Origin of the sequence: Streptomyces sp. 4F14 (assembly GCF_048159485.1) — a bacterium.
Taxonomy (GTDB): Bacteria; Actinomycetota; Actinomycetes; order Streptomycetales; family Streptomycetaceae; genus Streptomyces.
The window spans coordinates 1-408 of sequence record NZ_JBLRVY010000174.1 but is presented as its reverse complement, the minus strand read 5'-3'; the positions used below and the strand labels follow the sequence as shown (position 1 = coordinate 408).

Below are 408 nucleotides of genomic sequence, written 5' to 3'. Positions count from 1 at the left end.
TTCTTGGTGAGGCAGTTCAGCGCCTTGTTCACCTCGGCCGGGGGGACGTGGCCGTTGCCCGCGTTGGTGGAGGCCGGCATGCCGATGGCGATCTGGTCGGGGCGCAGGGGCGGGAAGACGTTGCTCGCGTTGCCCGCGACCGGGAAGCCGGTGAGGAGCATGTCGGTCATGGCGATGTGGAAGTCCGCGCCGCCCATCTGGTGGTACTGGTTGTCCAGTCCCATGATCGGCCCGGAGTTGTAGTCCTGGACGTGGAGCAGGGTCAGGTCCGCGCGCATCGCGTGGATCACCGGGAGGTAGGCGCCGGCCCGCGGGTCCTGGGCGCCGTTCGGGCCCGGGCCGTAGAACTGGTAGCCGAGCTGGACGAAGAAGGTCTCGGGGGCCATGGTCAGCACGAAGGCGCTGCCG

Annotated in this window: 1 pseudogene; it reads right to left on the bottom strand. The window is 69.1% G+C overall.

From position 1 onward, the window contains the following. Positions 1 to 408 (bottom strand): annotated as a pseudogene (locus tag ACLZOT_RS50180) (chitinase); the annotation flags it as partial.